At 71.3% G+C, this 17,038-nt stretch carries 13 protein-coding genes and 4 pseudogenes; 12 read left to right on the top strand and 5 right to left on the bottom strand.

The features are described 5' to 3' along the window. Positions 1-398, bottom strand: a pseudogene (locus tag H5J33_RS06125) (PucR family transcriptional regulator); the annotation flags it as partial. Positions 399-562: 164 nt separating this feature from the next. On the opposite strand from H5J33_RS06125, the gene H5J33_RS06120 reads away from it, so the two are divergent. The 6 genes from H5J33_RS06120 (at position 563) to H5J33_RS06100 (ending at position 6,633) form a co-directional block, all read left to right on the top strand. After that, entirely contained in the window at positions 563-1,489 is a 927-nt protein-coding gene (locus H5J33_RS06120) for a proline dehydrogenase family protein (RefSeq protein ID WP_181793739.1), read from the top strand. Positions 1,490-1,527: 38 nt separating this feature from the next. Then, complete coding sequence (pruA, locus tag H5J33_RS06115) at positions 1,528-3,159, top strand: L-glutamate gamma-semialdehyde dehydrogenase (RefSeq protein WP_181793737.1); 1,632 nt, start codon at positions 1,528-1,530, stop codon at positions 3,157-3,159. 81 nt (positions 3,160-3,240) lie between these two features. Further along, the gene (locus tag H5J33_RS06110; RefSeq protein ID WP_181793736.1) at positions 3,241-3,777 is read left to right on the top strand and encodes a GNAT family N-acetyltransferase; all 537 of its coding nucleotides are present in this window, start codon (positions 3,241-3,243) and stop codon (positions 3,775-3,777) included. Between the two features lie 257 nt (positions 3,778-4,034). Beyond that, positions 4,035-4,166 (top strand): hypothetical protein, encoded by a 132-nt coding sequence (locus H5J33_RS37215; RefSeq protein ID WP_107058449.1) that lies wholly within the window; start codon positions 4,035-4,037, stop codon positions 4,164-4,166. Between the two features lie 87 nt (positions 4,167-4,253). Next, positions 4,254-5,297, top strand: coding sequence for a 3-isopropylmalate dehydrogenase (locus H5J33_RS06105; RefSeq protein WP_181793735.1), 1,044 nt, complete (start codon positions 4,254-4,256; stop codon positions 5,295-5,297). Positions 5,298-5,544: 247 nt separating this feature from the next. Further along, positions 5,545-6,633 carry a branched-chain amino acid aminotransferase gene (locus tag H5J33_RS06100; protein ID WP_181793734.1) on the top strand — a complete coding sequence of 363 codons (1,089 nt, stop codon included), beginning with the start codon at positions 5,545-5,547 and terminating at the stop codon, positions 6,631-6,633. Between the two features lie 118 nt (positions 6,634-6,751). On the opposite strand, the pseudogene H5J33_RS06095 reads toward H5J33_RS06100, so the two are convergent. The 3 genes and pseudogenes from H5J33_RS06095 to H5J33_RS06085 all read right to left on the bottom strand — a co-directional run. Beyond that, positions 6,752-6,995 (bottom strand): annotated as a pseudogene (locus H5J33_RS06095) (cytosine permease); the annotation flags it as partial. Positions 6,996-7,059: 64 nt separating this feature from the next. Beyond that, a complete protein-coding gene (locus H5J33_RS06090) occupies positions 7,060-8,265 on the bottom strand; it encodes an IS110 family transposase (protein ID WP_220212009.1) in 1,206 nt (401 codons plus the stop codon). Positions 8,266-8,531: 266 nt separating this feature from the next. Further along, positions 8,532-9,178, bottom strand: a pseudogene (locus tag H5J33_RS06085) (cytosine permease); the annotation flags it as partial. Between the two features lie 148 nt (positions 9,179-9,326). Between H5J33_RS06085 and ureA the strand changes: the two are divergent. The 6 genes from ureA to cimA all read left to right on the top strand — a co-directional run bounded on the left by ureA (position 9,327) and on the right by cimA (position 16,781). Next, positions 9,327-10,025, top strand: coding sequence for an urease subunit gamma (gene ureA / locus H5J33_RS06080; RefSeq protein WP_181793733.1), 699 nt, complete (start codon positions 9,327-9,329; stop codon positions 10,023-10,025). Next, positions 10,022-11,746 (top strand): urease subunit alpha, encoded by a 1,725-nt coding sequence (locus H5J33_RS06075; protein WP_181793732.1) that lies wholly within the window; start codon positions 10,022-10,024, stop codon positions 11,744-11,746. Before ureA ends, H5J33_RS06075 begins: the two co-directional genes overlap by 4 nt. Positions 11,747-11,758: 12 nt before the next feature. Next, on the top strand, positions 11,759-12,799 hold the full coding sequence (locus H5J33_RS06070; RefSeq protein WP_181793731.1) for an agmatine/peptidylarginine deiminase: 1,041 nt from the start codon (positions 11,759-11,761) through the stop codon (positions 12,797-12,799). A gap of 18 nt (positions 12,800-12,817) precedes the next feature. Then, positions 12,818-13,423 carry a TetR/AcrR family transcriptional regulator gene (locus H5J33_RS06065; RefSeq protein WP_181793730.1) on the top strand — a complete coding sequence of 202 codons (606 nt, stop codon included), beginning with the start codon at positions 12,818-12,820 and terminating at the stop codon, positions 13,421-13,423. Positions 13,424-13,562: 139 nt separating this feature from the next. Next, positions 13,563-14,885 (top strand): MFS transporter, encoded by a 1,323-nt coding sequence (locus H5J33_RS06060; protein ID WP_181793729.1) that lies wholly within the window; start codon positions 13,563-13,565, stop codon positions 14,883-14,885. Between the two features lie 285 nt (positions 14,886-15,170). Next, positions 15,171-16,781: a citramalate synthase gene (gene cimA, locus H5J33_RS06055; RefSeq protein WP_181793728.1), complete on the top strand. Its 1,611-nt coding sequence runs from the start codon at positions 15,171-15,173 to the stop codon at positions 16,779-16,781. A 13-nt stretch (positions 16,782-16,794) separates the two neighbouring features. Here the strand turns inward: cimA and H5J33_RS06050 are convergent. Beyond that, positions 16,795-17,038 (bottom strand): annotated as a pseudogene (locus tag H5J33_RS06050) (GPP34 family phosphoprotein); the annotation flags it as partial.

Here is a 17,038-nt window from a genome sequence, read left to right as displayed (position 1 = left end):
GTCAGCTGGGCGTCGGTCGGCCCCGGGTCGCCGTCCAGCAGCCAGACGTAGCCGAGGACGACGCCCCGGTGGCGTACGGGCAGGCAGATCCGGCCCCGGTAGACACCGGCCTGGGGGCTGGGCGGGATGCGCACCGGCGCGGTCGCCCGGGTGATGCCGAACCCCTCGAACCAGGCCCGGACGGTCGCCGTGGAGCGCCGGGTCAGGATCGAGCGGGTGCGCACCGGGTCCAGCGCGGAGGGGTCCAGCTCGTCCTCGCTGTCGTAGGCCCCGAAGGCGATCAGCTCGAAGTCGCGGTTCTCCAGGGTCGCGGGCACGCCCAGCAACTCGGAGATCTCGTCCACCAGCTCCTGGTAGTCCGCCTTGAAGTCAGCCGCCACCCGGGCATTCTCCCCCATTTTCCGGCCACCTTCATACATCTGTCTGAGATCCCGGGCACGGATGCGTGACAGCTGTCGATGGCCCAGGATCGGAGAGATCCTTAGGTTTCACGGTGGTTCTCCGTGCCGTACCCGAATCGTCGGGTGCCGGCCCCTTTGATGCTTGTCTGTGGAGGTGCCCCGTGCTGGGTCCCGTGATTCTCGCCGCGTCGCGCAGCGACCGGATGCGACGCCTGATCTCGGCGGCCCCGGTGACCAAGCAGGTCGTCGACCGCTTCATACCCGGCGAGACCGTGGCCGACATCGTCCCGATCATCGAGGACCTGGCGGCCAAGGGCCTGGAGCTGACGATGGACGTCGTCGGCGAGGACATCACCACCCCGGAGCAGGCCACCGCCGCCCGGGACGCCTACCTGGCGCTGATCGACCACCTCAAGGGCCTGGAACTGGGCGAGAAGGTCGAGATGTCGGTCAAGCTCTCCATGTTCGGCCAGGCGCTGGACGGCGGCCACGAGCTGGCCCTCGCCAACGTGCGCCCGGTCGTCGAGGCCGCCGCCGCCATCGGCACGACGGTCACCCTGGACGCCGAGGACCACACCACCCTCGACTCGATGTTCGCCATCCACGAGGAACTGCGGAAGGACTTCCCGCAGACCGGCTGCGTCATCCAGGCCTACCTCTTCCGCACCGAGGCCGACGCCCGCCGCCTCGCCGAGTCCGGCAGCCGGGTGCGCCTGGTCAAGGGCGCCTACAAGGAGCCCGCCGAGGTCGCCTACCAGCAGAAGCACGAGATCGACAAGGCCTACGTGCGGATCCTGCGGATCCTGATGGAGGGCGAGGGCTACCCGATGATCGGGTCCCACGACCCCCGCCTGATCGCCATCGCCCAGGAGCTGGCCCACAAGGCCGGCCGTAAGCTCGACGAGTACGAGTTCCAGATGCTGTACGGCATCCGGAGCGAGGAGCACCTGCGGCTGGCCGCCGAGGGCCACCGCATGCGCGTCTACACGGCCTACGGCACCGACTGGTACGGCTACTTCATGCGCCGTCTCGCGGAGAAGCCGGCGAACCTCCGGTTCTTCCTCCGTTCCATGGTCAGCAAGGGCTGAGCCCACCACCCGCTCACGTACAAGGAGTTACGGATCTCATGGACGCTGTGACCCAGGTCCCCACCCCCGTCAACGAGCCGGTGCACGGCTACGCCCCCGGCTCGCCCGAGCGCCTGAGGCTGGAGGCCAAGCTCAAGGAGCTGGCCGAGAACCCGATCGAGCTGCCGATGACCATCGGCGGCGAGAAGCGGCTCGGCGGCGGCGAGCCGTTCCAGGTGGTCCAGCCGCACAACCACAAGGCCGTCATCGGCACCGGCCGGCACGCCACCCGGCAGGACGCCCGCGACGCCATCGACGCGGCCCTGGCCGCCGCCCCGGCCTGGCGCGCGATGTCCTTCGACGACCGCGCCGCGATCATCCTGCGCGCCGCCGAGCTGCTGGCCGGCCCGTGGCGCGAGACGATCGCCGCGTCCACCATGCTGGGCCAGTCCAAGACCGCCCAGCAGGCCGAGATCGACACGCCCTGTGAGCTGGTCGACTTCTGGCGCTTCAACGTCCACTACGCCCGCCAGATCATCGCCGAGCAGCCCCCGGCGAACTCCCCGGGCGTGTGGAACCGTCTGGACCACCGCCCGCTCGAGGGCTTCGTCTACGCGATCACGCCGTTCAACTTCTCGGCGATCGCGGGCAACCTGCCCACCGCCCCCGCCCTGATGGGCAACGTGGTGGTCTGGAAGCCTTCCCCGACGCAGACCCACGCGGCCGTGCTGCTCATGCAGCTGCTGGAGGAGGCGGGCCTGCCCAAGGGCGTCATCAACCTCGTCACCGGCGACGGCATCGCGGTCTCCGAGGTCGCCCTGGAGCACCGGGACCTCGCGGGCATCCACTTCACCGGCTCGACCAAGACCTTCCAGTACCTGTGGAAGACGGTCGGCAACAACATCGAGAAGTACCGCTCCTACCCGCGTCTGGTCGGCGAGACCGGCGGCAAGGACTTCCTGGTCGCCCACCCCTCGGCCGACCGCGCGGTGCTGAAGACCGCCCTGACCCGCGGTGCCTTCGAGTACCAGGGCCAGAAGTGCAGCGCCACCTCCCGCGCCTACATCCCGGCCTCCATCTGGAACTCGGGCTTCAAGGAGGAGTTCGCGGCCGAGGTCGACTACCTGACCATGGGTGACGTCACCGACCTGTCGAACTTCATGGGCGCCGTCATCGACGACCGCGCGTTCGCCAAGAACAAGGCCGCCATCGACCGCGCCAAGGCCGACCCCGCCTGCACGATCGTCGCGGGCGGCTCCTACGACGACTCGGTGGGCTACTTCGTCCGCCCGACCGTCATCGAGTGCACCGACCCGGAGAACGAGGTCTTCACCACCGAGTACTTCGGCCCGGTCCTCGCGGTGTACGTCTACGAGGACGACAAGTACGACGAGATGCTGACCCAGATGGAGTCGGTGTCGGACTACGCCCTCACCGGCTCGGTCATCGCGAACGACCGCGCGGCGGCGGCGTACACGATGGAGAAGCTCCGCTTCGCCGCGGGCAACTTCTACATCAACGACAAGTCGACCGGCGCCGTCGTCGGCCAGCAGCCCTTCGGCGGCGGCCGCGCCTCCGGCACCAACGACAAGGCCGGTGCCCCCCAGAACCTCCTGCGCTGGACCCTGACCCGCGCCATCAAGGAGACCCTGGTCCCGCCGACCGACTACGGCTACCCGCACATGGGCTGACCGCCGCGATCCCGGCCCGGGAGGCCCGCTCACACAGCGGGCCTCCCGGGCCGTCGCCGTCCCCGGGGCGATACTGCCGTCATGACCCTCTTGCGGACCGCCCACACCGCCGACCTGCAGCCCGCCGAACTCCGGGAAACACGCGAGCTGTTGGACCACGCCTTCGACGGGGACTTCTCGGAGGACGACTGGGAGCACGGACTCGGCGGGATGCACGTGCTGATCCGGGACGACCGTGGTCTCGCCGCGTGCGCGGCCCTCGTGATGCGCCGGGTGCGGCACCGGGGACGGTGGCTGCGCACCGGATACGTGGAGGGCGTCGCCGTACGGGCCGACGTGCGGCGCACCGGGCTCGGCGGCCGGATGATGGCCGAGCTCGAGCGGATGATCGGCCGGGCCTACGACCTCGGGGCGCTGTCGGCGAGCGACGAGGGCGCCCTGCTGTACACCGCCCGGGGCTGGCAGCGCTGGCCCGGACAGGTGCACGCCCTCTCCCCGCAGGGCGTCGTGCGGCTGCCGGACGAGGAGGGCGACATGTTCGTGTGGCCCGGGCTGGCCGGTCCGCTCGAGACGGCCGGTGAACTCGTCTTCGACTGGCGGGACGGCGACGTGGTCTGACGCCGTGTCGGGCTGCCGGGTGAAAGCCCAGGTCAGCAGCTCCGTCGTCTCAGATAGTAGGAAGTCCGAGTAATTGTGCAGACAGGCGCGGGCCGCTCCCTTAACGTGAAAGAAGCCGAACGTCTCGCTCCATCCAGCGAATGGCGGCCGTGAGCCGGCCCGCGCAGGCAACCCCTGCGGCAAGCGCTCCCCGCCCCTTCCGGCGTCTCGCATCCCCCCACTGCCGTGCTCCACGTATGCCGAAGGAGTCGATCGCCATGGCCGAGACCACCGTCCGCCGCCGAGTCCGCCACGCGTCCCGTACGAGCGAGTCCGACCGCAAGAACGCCGCCGCCGCCCTCCAGCGCGCCCTCGACCGCCGGGACAACGGCGGCCAGACCGGCCACTGATCCGCTCCGGCGCGGGCCCGGCCGCCACCGCCGTCCACATCCCGGACAGGCCGTGTCATCCCCTGGGACGAGGAGTAGGGTGCCGACATGTCTCGCAGCATCAATCTCGCAGTGATCCCCGGTGACGGCATCGGCCAGGAGGTCGTGGCCGAGGGTCTGAAGGTCCTCTCCGCCGTCCTTCCGCAGGATGTGAAGCTGGAGACCAAGGAGTACGACTTCGGCGCCAAGCGCTACCACGCCACCGGTGAGACCCTCACCGACGCCGACCTGGAGCAGCTCAAGGGCCACGACGCCATCCTGCTCGGCGCGATCGGCGACCCGTCCGTGCCGTCCGGCGTCCTGGAGCGCGGCTTCCTGCTGAAGCTCCGCTTCGCCTTCGACCACCACGTCAACCTGCGCCCGTCCAAGCTGCTCCCCGGTGTCGCCACCCCGCTGGCCGGCCAGCCGGAGATCGACTTCGTCGTGGTCCGCGAGGGCACCGAGGGCCCGTACACGGGCAACGGCGGCACCATCCGCAAGGGCACCGCGCACGAGGTCGCCACCGAGGTGTCCGTCAACACGGCCTACGGTGTCGAGCGCGTCGTCCGCGACGCCTTCGAGCGCGCCCAGGCCCGCCCGCGCAAGAAGCTCACGCTGGTCCACAAGAACAACGTGCTGACCTTCGCCGGCCACCTGTGGACGAACACCTTCGACAAGGTGGCCGAGGAGTACCCCGAGGTCACCACCGATTACATCCACGTCGACGCGGCCATGATCTACCTCGTCACCGATCCCGGACGCTTCGACGTGATCGTCACCGACAACCTCTTCGGCGACATCATCACCGACCTCGCCGCGGCCGTCTCCGGCGGCATCGGCGTGGCCGCCTCCGGCAACATCAACCCCAGCCGCGAGTTCCCGTCCATGTTCGAGCCGGTCCACGGCTCGGCCCCGGACATCGCGGGCCAGGGCAAGGCCGACCCCACCGCCACCGTCCTGTCCGTGGCCCTGCTGCTGCGTCACCTCGGCTACGAGTCGGAGGCCGACCGCATCGACACGGCGGTGACCGCCGACCTGACCGAGCGCGCCGGAAAGCCGGCCCGCTCCACCTCCGAGATCGGCGACGCGCTCGCCGTACGCGTAGCCGGCTGACCCGCCGAGCTACACCTCAAGCCGCCGGGTCGCGAAAACCGCACCCGGCGGCTTCTGCCATGTCCCGCCGGGTGGTGCCACCATCAACCCCTGGGCCGCCTCACCCCGATTCCGTCCGTCGCAGCCCGCGCGCGATAATCGAACGCGGAGCCGCGATATGAGGGAATGCTCGGACGTCCGATCATCGACGACCGGGAGTGCAGGCGTGAGCGCGGCCCGTCACTACAACCGGTGAGGACAACCACTGATGACGACGCCCACGATCGAGCTCAAGCCGTCCGCCAGCCCGCTCGCCGCCGCCGAGCGCGAGGCGATCCTGGCCGACCCCGGCTTCGGCCGCCACTTCACCGACCACATGGTGACGATCAGGTGGACCGAGGGCCGCGGCTGGCACGACGCCCAGCTCGTTCCGTACGGCCCGATCTCCCTGGACCCGTCCACGGCCGTCCTGCACTACGGCCAGGAGATCTTCGAGGGGCTGAAGGCCTACCGCCAGCCGGACGGCTCGGTCGCGCTGTTCCGTCCCGAGGCCAACGCCCGCCGGTTCCGCAGCTCCGCCCGCCGCATGGCCATGGCCGAGCTTCCCGAGGAGCTGTTCATCGCCGCGCTGGACGCGCTGCTCACCCAGGACGCCGACTGGGTTCCGCCGCACGGCGGCGAGGCCTCCCTCTACCTGCGGCCGTTCATGTTCGCCACGGAGGCCGCGCTGGGTGTCCACCCGGCCAACGAGTACCTGTTCATGCTGATCGCCTCCCCGTCCGGCGCCTACTTCGCCGGTGGCGTGAAGCCGGTCACCATCTGGGTCGCCGAGGACCACGTCCGCGCGGTCCCGGGCGGCACCGGCGACGCCAAGACCGGCGGCAACTACGCCGCGTCCCTGCTGCCGCAGGCCGAGGCCGCCGCGCACGGCTGCGACCAGGTCGTCTACCTCGACGCGGTGACCCGCACCAAGGTCGAGGAGTCCGGCAGCATGAACGTCGCGTTCGTCTACGGCGACCGGATCGTCACCCCCGCGCTCAGCGGCTCCATCCTGGAGGGCATCACCCGCGACTCCCTCCTCCAGGTCGCCCGCGACCTCGGCTACACGGCCGAGGAGGGCACGATCACCCTCCAGCAGTGGCGCGAGGACGCGGCCTCCGGCGCGCTGACCGAGGTCTTCGCGTGCGGCACCGCCGCGGTGGTCACCCCCATCGGCCACGTCAAGACCAAGTCCGGCCAGTGGTCCCACGGCGACGGTACGCCCGGGCCGGTGACCATGCGGCTGCGGGAGGCGCTGCTGTCCGTCCAGCGGGGGCTGACGGAGGACAAGCACGGATGGATGCACCGGATCGGTTAAGCGCTGGGCTGGTGCCCATCGCGCGCTTCGAGTCGCCGCGAAGGGGCGTCGGGTGTCTGCGGGGCCGTCGAGGCCGGTCGCGCAGTTCCCCGCGCCCCTTCGGGGCGCCTGGCCAGGAGCCCACCGCCCCCGACAGCAGGAAGCCGCAGTCCACCCCGCCCGTCAGGCGCAGCAGCGGGCCCTCGTACGACGGCAGGGACACCGCCAGCAGGCCGGTCGCCGCGCCCAGCGCCCAGGCGACGGTGGCCGGGACGTTCCAGCCCGCCCGGTACCAGTGGATCCCGCCCCGCGCACGGCGGTTGGGTGCCGATGGCGGTCAGCAGGAGTACGAACGACGTCATCGCCGACTGCGCGTCCCAGGCGATGGGGGTCCCCCCGGGCGCGAGCGAAGCCGAGCGTTCGGGGGGGGTGCCTCTATGTCCTTCGTCAAGCGAGGCGTGGGGTTCTGGGTTCGTAGAAGGTTCCGTCGCGGAGCATGGCGAACAGGACGCTGATGCGGTGGCGGGCGAGGCGGAGGAGGGACTGGGTGTGGGTTTTGCCGCGGGCTCGGCAGCGGTCGTAGTAGCCGCGGGAGGCGGGATCGTGAAGGGCGGCGAAGGCGGAGAGGAACATCGCGCGTTTGAGCTGCCGGTTCCCGCCTCTGGGAGCGTGCTCGCCGTGGATCGAGGTTCCCGACTGCCGGGTCGCCGGGGCGAGGCCGGCGTAGGAGGCCAGGTGGGCGGCGCTCGGGAACGAGCTGCCGTCGCCGACGGTGGCCAGGAGGACTGCGGCGGTCCTGACTCCGATGCCGGGCATCGAGGTCAGGACCTGGGAAAGAGGGTGGGCCTCCAGCAGTGCCTCGATCCTGGTCTCCAGGGCCCGGCGTTGTTCATGGACGGCGGCCGGCGACTTCGCCGGCGACGGGACGATCACGTCCAGGGTGTTGGTGCCGGGGACGACGACGGTCTGCTCGTCGAGCGCGGTGAAGATGTCGTCGACGAGCCGCTCGGCCATGCGCGGTGCCCTCGGGCGGACGACCTCGACGAGCTTGCGGCGGCCTGCCTTGCGGAGTGTCTGCGGGGATCCGTAACGCTCGAGGAGCCAGGTGACGGCCGGGTGGTCCAGGCGGGGGCCGAGGACGCGTTCGAGGCTGGGGTGGAACTGGGTGAGCAGGCCGCGGATGCGGTTGGAGGTTCGGTTGGCCTCACCGGCGAGGTCCTGGTCGAAGCCGACCAGCATGGTCAGCTCCGCGGTGACCTCGTCGGTCAGGTTGAGGCTGCGCAGGGTGTGGGGCATGGTGCGGGCGGCGTCCGCGATGACGGCCGCGTCGCGGGCGTCGGTCTTGGCCTCGCCGGGGTAGAGGTCGGCGATCCGCCGCATGGCGAGGCCGGGCAGGTAGGCGACCTGGCAGCCCGTGTCGCGGGCGACGGTAAGCGGCAGGGCGCCGATGGAGGCGGGCTGGTCCACGACCACCAGGACGGTGCCGAACTTGGCCTTCAGCTTGTCGAAGACCGCCCGCAGCTTCGGTTCGCTGTTCGACAGCGGCTTGTCGAAGACCGTCTTCCCGGCCGGGCTCAGACCGTGGCCATGATGGGTCTGCTTGCCGACGTCCAGGCCCAGGAAGACGCCCACCCCGTCGATGCTGATCACCATGCCCCCACATGCGTCGATGTGTGCCGGCCTGAGGTCGGGAGCCGTTCTCGCGCAGCCACGTTATGCAGACCTGCTGCCCACGAGCGGCCGGGCATTGCACCCGGCTGGGCAGTGATCGGGCCTCTGATCAGCGTCTCCGACGGCACCCCTCGGACCCGGTGACACCACCCCCCAGGTCATCCGATCGACAGGGGGCAACAGCCATGCCGGGCCCGGAGGCCAGCGGCCCTCTTGCAGGACCGCGAAAAAGATAACGGGGGGGGAAGGCCGATGAAGACACAGGCCGTGGCCACCACGGCGACCGTGCAGGTGGCGCGGGCGCGGGAGGCGCGGGGCAGGATCGCGTCCGGGTCCAGGCCCATCGAGTACAGCGTCAGGCTCGCGTTGCCGGCCGAGGCCGCGAGCAGCAGCGGCACCGGGTACCAGCCGGGGGAGGCCGCGACCAGCGGGCCCGTGTAGTCGGCGGCCGCGCGGGCCGCGTAGGCCGTGAACGTGCCGAACAGCTGCGGCACCAGCAGCCCGAGGACCAGGCCGAGCCAGGCAGACAGCCGCCCGCCCCGGGCAGCGCGGCGGTGGTGAAGTGCGGCGCGCAGGCGGCGATCCCGAGGACCGGCAGGACCGTCATGCCGACGGCCGGCACCCGGGACATGGTGAGCAGCACCCGGTAGCCGTAGACCGCGCCGGCCACGGTGGCCGCCGCGAGCACCCCGTAGACCAGCGCGTACGACACCCCGTCCGCCGGTACGTCGAGCAGCCGGCCGACCGGCCCCGTACGCCGAACCGGGCGCCGGAGGAGGTAGGAGGTGGACAGGTTGGTCGCGGTGCGCAGCGAGATCAGCGCGAGCGGGGCCGTGAACAGGGTGCCGACCGCCGTGCCCGCCAGGATCGCGCTCACCGACGCCCACCAGCCGAGCAGACGGCCACGGGTGTGCAGCAGATTTAGAGCGGCGTTCAATGTGACGTGAGCCCAAGCGATCGGTCAATGCTTCGGCTGCGCGGATTCTCTGTTTAGAGTGGTGTTCTAATCTGTGAGGACGTGGAGGACAAGGAGGTGCCGCGTCGTGAGACTGACCCCCACGGAACGTGACCGGCTGCTGCTCTTCGGTGCCGCGGAGCTGGCCCGGGCCCGCCGGGCGCGCGGCCTGAGGCTGAACGTGCCGGAGGCCACCGCGCTGATCGCGGACACCGTCTGCGAGGCGGCCCGGGACGGCAAGCGGCTCGCCGAGGCCATCGAGGCCGCCCGGTCGGTGCTCGGCCCCGACGACGTGCTGCCGGGCGTCGCAGACGTCGTCACCGAGGTGATGGTCGAGGCCGTCTTCGACGACGGCTCCCGGCTCGCGGTCGTCTCCGACCCGATCGGCGGGGGCCTGGGCGAGGGCGCCCCGGGCGCGCTGCTGCCCGGCCCCGGGCACGCCGACCCCGAACCCGCCGTACGGCTGCGCGTCACCAACACCGCCGGCGTGCCGGTCTCCGTCACCTCCCACTTCCACTTCTTCGAGGCCAACCCGCGCCTGGACTTCGACCGCCGCGCCGCCTACGGCATGCGGCTGGCCGTACCCGCCGGCTCCTCGGTCCGCTTCGGGCCCGGCGAGAGCGCTCAGGTCCCGCTCGTGCCGATCGGCGGGGACCGGATCGCGATCGGCTTCGCCGGCCTGGTGGACGGGCCGCTGGACGCGCCCGGCGCGAAGGAAGAGGCCCTGCGCAGGGCCGCCGCCTGTGGCTACCTGGGAGTGACCCCGGAAGGAGACGAGGAGCGATGAGCCGCTCGAAGGGACGAGAGGTGAGCCGGTCGATCCACATCGACCCGCACGCCTACGCGGCCACCCACGGCCCGCGCGCCGGCGACCGCGTCCGCCTCGGCGACTCCGGGCTGACCATCCGTGTCGAGTCCGACGCCCAGAAGTACGGCGACGAGTTCCTGGCCGGGTTCGGCAAGACCGCCCGCGACGGACTGCACCTGAAGGCCGCCGCCGTCCGCGAGACCTGCGACGTGGTGATCAGCAACGTCGTCGTGATCGACGCGGTGCAGGGCATCCGCAAGGTGTCCATCGGCATCCGCGAGGGACGCATCGCCGCCATCGGACGGGCCGGCAACCCGGACACCCTGGACGGCGTGGACGTCGTCGTCGGCACCGGCACCTCCATCGTCTCCGGCGAGGGCCTGATCGCCACCGCCGGCGCCGTCGACACCCATGTGCACCTGCTGTCGCCGCGCATCATGGAGGCGTCCCTCGCCTCCGGCGTGACCACGATCATCGGGCAGGAGTTCGGCCCCGTCTGGGGCGTCGGCGTCAACTCGCCCTGGGCGCTGCGCCACGCCTTCAACGCCTTCGACGCCTGGCCGGTCAACATCGGCTTCCTGGGCCGGGGTTCGTCCTCCCACCCGGCGCCGCTGGTCGAGGCGCTGGCCGAGGGCGGGGCGAGCGGCTTCAAGGTGCACGAGGACATGGGCGCCCACACCCGCGCGCTGGACACCGCGCTCAGGGTCGCCGAGGAGCACGACGTCCAGGTGGCCCTGCACAGCGACGGCCTGAACGAGTGCCTGTCGGTCGAGGACACCCTGAGGGTGCTGGAGGGCCGCACGATCCACGCCTTCCACATCGAGGGCTGCGGCGGCGGACACGTGCCCAACGTGCTGAAGATGGCCGGTGTCCCGAACGTCATCGGCTCCTCCACCAACCCCACCCTGCCCTTCGGCCGGGACGCGGTCGCCGAGCACTACGGCATGATCGTCTCCGTCCACGACCTCAAGCCCGACCTGCCCGGTGACGCCGCCATGGCCCGCGACCGCATCCGGGCCGGCACCATGGGCGCCGAGGACGTGCTGCACGACCTGGGCGCGATCGGCATCACCTCCTCCGACGCCCAGGGCATGGGCCGGGCCGGGGAGACCGTCCGCCGCACCTTCGCCATGGCCGGCAAGATGAAGGCCGAGCTGGGCCCGCTGGAGGGCGACGGCGAGGGCGACGACAACGCCCGCGTACTGCGCTACATCGCCAAGCTGACCATCAACCCGGCCATCGCGCACGGCCTCGCGCACGAGGTCGGCTCCATCGAGGCCGGCAAGCTCGCCGACATCGTGCTGTGGCGCCCGGAGTACTTCGGTGCCAAACCGCAGCTCGTGCTGAAGGCCGGCTTCCCGGCGTACGGCGTGGTCGGCGATCCCAACGCGGCCACCGACACCTGCGAACCCCTCGTCCTCGGGCCGCAGTTCGGGGCGTACGGCGCGACGGCCGCGGACATCTCCGTGGCGTTCGTCGCCCGGGCCGCCGTCGACCAGGGCGGCGACACGATGCCCACCCGGCGCCGCCGGGTCGCCGTGCGCGGCACCCGCGGCATCGGCCCCGCCGACCTGCGGCTGAACGCCCGTACCGGCGCCGTGGACGTCGACCAGCGCACCGGCCTGGTCACCCTCGACGGCGAGCCGCTGCGCTCGGAACCGGCCGACTCCGTCTCCCTCAACCGCCTCTACTTCCTCTAAGGACCCCCTCGCATGAGCACCCCCGCCGCCGACGGCTTCCGCATGCCCGCCGAGTGGGCCCCGCACGAACGCACCTGGATGGCGTGGCCGGGCCCCAACCCCACCTTCGACGACCCCGCCGACCTGGCCGCCGCCCGCACCGCCTGGGCGTCCGTCGCCCGCGCGATCCGCCGCTTCGAACCGGTGACGGTCGTGTGCGGCCCCGGCCAGTCCGCCGAGGCCCGCGAGCTGCTCGGCCCCGGCATCGACACCGTCGAACGGCAGCTGGACGACGCCTGGATGCGGGACATCGGCCCCACCTTCCTCACCGACGGCCAGGGCAACCTGGCCGCCGTCGACTGGACCTTCAACGGCTGGGGCGCCCAGCACTGGGCCCGCTGGGAGCACGACTCGAAGATCGGCGCGTACGTCGCCGGCCTCGCGGACGCCAGGACGTACGCCTCCAAGCTGGTCAACGAGGGCGGCGCGATCCACGTCGACGGAGAGGGCACCGTCCTGCTCACCGAGACCGTGCAGCTCGGCCCCGAGCGCAACCCGCACTGGTCCAGGGCGGAGGTCGAGGCGGAGATCCACGCCCACCTGGGCACCGAGAAGGCGATCTGGCTGCCGCGCGGCCTGACCGGCGACTACCCCCCGCACGGCTTCGGCACCCTCGGCCACGTCGACATCGTCGCCGCCTTCGCCCGCCCCGGCGTCGTCGTCGCCCACCACCAGCCCGACCCGGCCCACCCCGACCACGAGGTCACCAAGGAGGTCATCGGCCTGCTCAGGTCGGCGACCGACGCCCGGGGCCGCGCCCTGGAGGTGGTCGAGGTGCCCGCCCCGACCGCCCTGGAGGCCGACGGCCACTGGGCCGACTACTCCTACATCAACCACTACATCTGCAACGGCGGCCTGGTCCTGTGCGGCTTCGACGACCCGCGCGACGAGATCGCCGCCGGGATCTTCCGCCGCCTGTTCCCGGAGCGGACGGTCACCCTGGTGGACGCCCGTACGATCTTCTCCGGTGGCGGTGGCATCCACTGCATCACCCAGCAGCAGCCGAAGGTCTGACACACACAGGAGCAGCAGATGGCCGGTGCGGGCCGGGCGCGCCGAAACGCGCCGCCGCGCGAGGAGGTCCTCGCCGCCGCCATGGGCATGATCGCCGAGCGCGGTCTGGAGAAGCTCACCATGGCGGGGCTCGGCCGCGAGGTCGGGATGAGCAGCGGTCATCTGCTGTACTACTTCCGCTCCAAGGACGAGCTGCTGCTCCAGACCCTGGAGTGGAGCGAGGGCCGGCTCGGCGCGGAACGCGGCCGGCTGCTCGCCGGTTCCGGGACCGCGCGGGAGCGGCTGGAGGCGTACGTCGACCTGTACGTCCCCGAGGGCCACCGGGACCCGCACTGGACGCTGTGGCTGGAGGTCTGGAACCGCTCGCAGAACGCCGACGACGACGCGCGCGCCCGGCAGGCCGCGATCGAGGGCGCCTGGCACCGGGACCTGGTCGCGCTGATCGCCGAGGGGGTGTCGCGGGGGGAGTTCCGGGGGGTGGACGCGGACCGCTTCGCCACGAGGACGCGTGCGCTGCTCGACGGGTTCTCGATCCACGTGGCCATCGGGTTGCGGGGGACCGATCGTGAGCAGGTACTCGCGCATGTCCGGGAGTTCATCCGGGATGCGCTCCTGATCGTCTGACCGCGGCGCCGTCGTGGTTGCTCGCGCCCACGCGGCGGAGCCGCATATCGATACAGCCCCGCGCCCCCGGGGAGTTGCAGCCGACATCGGCTACCCACCAGAGGAATCGTTCACTCCCGCTCCGGGCATGTACCGGCCCATGGGACGTCAACACTGGAAGAAGATCTGGGTCGGCTCGGCGGGGAACATGGTCGAGTGGTTCGACTGGTTCGTGTACGCGAGCTTCGCCACCTATTTCGCCGGCGCGTTCTTCCCGAGCGGCAACCCCACCGCGCAGCTGATGAACACCGCCGGCATCTTCGCCGTCGGCTTCTTCATGCGCCCCGTGGGCGGCTGGCTGCTGGGCAGGGTCGGTGACCGCAAGGGCCGCAAGGCGGCACTCACTCTGACCGTCACCCTCATGTCGGCCTCGGCGGTCCTCATCGCCGTGGCCCCCACCTACTCCGTCGCCGGCTACGGCGGCGCCCTCGTGCTGCTCGTCGCCCGGCTGCTCCAGGGCCTGTCCGTGGGCGGCGAGTACGCGGCCAGCGCCACCTATCTCACCGAGGCCTCCGACCCGGCCCGGCGCGGCTTCGCCTCCAGTTTCCAGTACGTGTCCATGACGGCCGGGCAGATCGCGGGCCTCGGCCTCCAGATCATCCTGCAGCGGACCATGTCCGACGACGCCCTGCACAGCTACGGCTGGCGCATCCCGTTCATCGTGGGCGCGCTCGGCGCGGCCGTCATCTTCTATCTGCGCCGCTCCATGCTGGAGACCGAGGTGTACGCGGAGGACACCTCGCACAGCGCCGAGCGCGGCACCCTGCGCGCCCTGTGGCAGCACAAGCGGGAGGCGCTCCTGGTCATGGCCCTCACCATGGGCGGCACGGTGGCCTACTACACGTACACCACCTACCTGACCAAGTACCTGTCCAACTCGGCGGGCCTGTCCAAGCAGACGGCGACCCTGGTCTCCTTCACCGCGCTGATCGTCTTCGCCTGCCTCCAGCCGCTCGCCGGCGCCCTGTCCGACCGCATCGGCCGCCGCCCGCTGCTGATCACGTTCGCCGTCGGCTCCACCTTCCTCACCGTGCCGATCATGACGCTGCTCAGGCACGCGGACGGCTACTGGTCCGCCCTCGGCCTCGCCCTGCTCGCGCTGGTCGTGGTCACCGGCTACACCTCGATCAACGCCTGTGTGAAGGCCGAGCTGTTCCCGACCGGCATCCGCGCGCTCGGCGTGGCCCTGCCGTACGCCATCGCCAACGCCCTCTTCGGCGGCACCGCCGAATACGTCGCCCTGTGGTTCAAGAAGGGCGGCATCGAGTCCGGCTTCTACTGGTACGTGGCCGCCTGCGCCGCCGTCTCCCTCGTGGTGTACGTGACCATGCGCGAGACGAAGGACCTGGACCTGGCCCGGGTGAAGGCCGGCGAGGAAACCGGGGCGGGCGACGGGGAGTCCACCCTGACGACCGCATCCTGAGACGGACGGTGAGCCGGGGGCGGGGCTGTGCCAGACTGCCCCCGTGCTCTCGTTCGCCATGATTATTGGCAGCAGGCGCGCCGGTCCGCAGTGACCACCTCGTACGACCAGGTGCGGGTGGCCACCGTCGTCCTCGACCCGCGCGCAGACCTCTCGCACCCGCGAGGGGTTTTTTCGTTTTCCGGCCCACCTTCAGCCGGCAGCGGAGCGCGCGGGAGGATTGGGGGGATGGTGGAGCCGGTCATTCCGGTAAGACCGAAGATCCATAACAGGAGCCTTGAGACCATGACCGAGACGGCAACCAGCGAGCTCGACGACTCGTTCCACGTCTTCGACACCACGCTGCGCGACGGAGCGCAGCGCGAGGGCATCAACCTCACCGTCGCGGACAAGCTCGCGATCGCCCGGCACCTGGACGACTTCGGCGTGGGCTTCATCGAGGGCGGCTGGCCCGGCGCCAACCCCCGGGACACCGAGTTCTTCGCCCGCGCCCGCGAGGAGATCGACTTCCGCCACGCCCAGCTGGTCGCCTTCGGCGCCACCCGCCGCGCCGGCACCACGGCCGCCGAGGACCCGCAGGTGAGGGCGCTGCTCGAGTCCGGCGCCCCGGTGATCACGCTGGTCGCCAAGTCGCACGACCGGCACGTGGAACTGGCGCTGCGCACCACCCTGGACGAGAACCTGGAGATGGTCCGCGACACCGTGTCGTACCTGAAGGGCCAGGGCCGCCGGGTCTTCGTGGACTGCGAGCACTTCTTCGACGGCTACCGCGCCAACCCCGGCTACGCCAAGGCCGTCGTCCGTACCGCCGCCGAGGCCGGCGCCGACGTCGTCGTCCTGTGCGACACCAACGGCGGCATGCTGCCCGCCCAGGTCCACGCGGTCGTCTCCACCGTCCTCGCCGACACCGGCGCCCGGCTCGGCATCCACGCCCAGGACGACACCGGCTGCGCGGTCGCCAACACCCTGGCCGCCGTGGACGCGGGCGCCACCCACGTGCAGTGCACGGCCAACGGCTACGGCGAGCGCGTCGGCAACGCCAACCTTTTCCCGGTGGTCGCCGCCCTGGAGCTGAAGTACGGCAAGAAGGTGCTGCCCGACGGCAAGCTGCGCGAGACCACCCGGATCTCCCACGCCATCGCCGAGGTCGTCAACCTCACCCCGTCCACCCACCAGCCGTACGTGGGCGTCTCCGCGTTCGCGCACAAGGCCGGGCTGCACGCCTCCGCCATCAAGGTCGACCCCGACCTGTACCAGCACATCGACCCCGAGCTGGTCGGCAACACCATGCGCATGCTGGTCTCCGACATGGCGGGCCGCGCCTCCGTCGAGCTGAAGGGCAAGGAGCTCGGCATCGACCTGGGCGGCGACCGGGAGCTGGTCGGGCGCGTGGTCGAGCGGGTGAAGGAACGCGAACTCAAGGGCTACACCTACGAGGCCGCCGACGCCTCCTTCGAACTCCTGCTGCGCGCCGAGGTCGAGGGCCGGCCGCTGAAGTACTTCGACGTGGAGTCCTGGCGGGCCATCGTGGAGGACCGCCCCGACGGCACCCACGCCAACGAGGCCACGGTCAAGCTGTGGGCCAAGAGCGAGCGGATCGTCGCCACCGCCGAGGGCAACGGTCCGGTCAACGCCCTGGACCGGGCGCTGCGGGTGGCGCTGGAGCGGATCTACCCGCAGCTCGCCAAGCTGGAACTGGTCGACTACAAGGTCCGCATCCTGGAGGGCAAGCACGGAACGTCCTCCACCACCCGCGTCCTGATCTCCACCTCCGACGGCTCCGGCGAGTGGGCCACGGTCGGCGTGGCGGAGAACGTCATCGCCGCGTCCTGGCAGGCCCTGGAGGACGCCTACACCTACGGTCTGCTCCGCGCGGGCGTGGAACCGGCGGAGTAGGCCCGCCGGGCGCTCACGGCGCCCGCCAGATGTTGTCGAACGCCACGTTCTCGATGCGACGGCGTTCGCGCACCGCCTCCAGTTCGGTGACCGCGTCGCCGACCGCGATCAGCACGGTGACGACCGCCTCGTCCTCGGGCTCCTCCCCGGCCGGGCGGTCGGCGCCGATGCCGAGGGGGGCCGCGAGCCCGGTGAGGACCGGGTCGCGGGACTCCCAGCGGTCGGTGGCGTGGATGCCGAGCCGGGCGCCGGTGTCG

The sequence above is a fragment of the Streptomyces sp. WELS2 genome, from assembly GCF_013870595.1.
In the GTDB taxonomy this organism is placed as follows: Bacteria; Actinomycetota; Actinomycetes; order Streptomycetales; family Streptomycetaceae; genus Streptomyces.
This window is presented reverse-complemented; position numbering and strand designations above follow the sequence as displayed.